We start from the raw sequence: 626 nt of genomic DNA, 5'->3' as shown, positions 1-626 counted from the left end.
CCACCGCCTCGACCCTGTTCTGGCGCGCGGCGCATCCCGGCAAGGTCGGGCGCCAGATGCAATCCTGGTCCCGTTTTCCCGAGGGCTGGCGGGTCGTCGCCGCCCATGTCAGCCTGATCGACGAGGTGCCGGCGTGACCGACTTCCCCCTCACCCTCGCCCAGTACCGCGCGGCCTATGCGGCGGGCTCGCTGACCCCCGTTCAGGCCGTGCGCGAGGTCTACCGGCGCATCGCCGCGCTCGACGATCCGGCGGTCTTCATCAGCCTGCGGCCGGAGGCCGAGGTGGCGGCGGAAGCCGAGACCCTGCCGGCGGGCCCGCTCCACGGCATCCCGGTCGCCGTGAAGGACAACATCGACGTGGCGGGCCTGCCCACCACCTGCGCCTGCCCGGATTACGCGACGGTCGCCCGCGAGGACGCCACGGCGGTGGCGCGGCTGCGGCAGGCCGGCGCGCTCGTCATCGGCAAGACCAACCTCGACCAGTTCGCCACCGGCCTCGTCGGCCTACGCTCGCCCTATGGCGTGCCGCGCAACACCCTCGACCCGGACCTGGTGCCCGGCGGCTCCTCGTCGGGCTCCGGGGTCGCGGTGGCGGCCGGGCTGGTGCCGCTGGCGCTCGGCACCG

The 626-nt window shown here is 74.6% G+C and carries 2 protein-coding genes; both read left to right on the top strand.

Going from position 1 to position 626, the window contains the following annotated elements:
• Window positions 1-137 (top strand): AtzH-like domain-containing protein (locus tag VP06_RS34155; protein WP_156295777.1); only part of this gene is annotated, 137 nt, incomplete at its 5' end.
• Window positions 134-626, top strand: a 493-nt coding sequence (locus VP06_RS26035) for an amidase family protein (protein ID WP_048466714.1), incomplete at its 3' end; no start/stop codon positions are given. The genes VP06_RS34155 and VP06_RS26035, both read left to right, overlap by 4 nt.

The sequence above is a fragment of the Methylobacterium aquaticum genome, assembly GCF_001043915.1.
Classification (GTDB): domain Bacteria; phylum Pseudomonadota; class Alphaproteobacteria; order Rhizobiales; family Beijerinckiaceae; genus Methylobacterium; species Methylobacterium aquaticum.
This window is presented reverse-complemented; position numbering and strand designations above follow the sequence as displayed.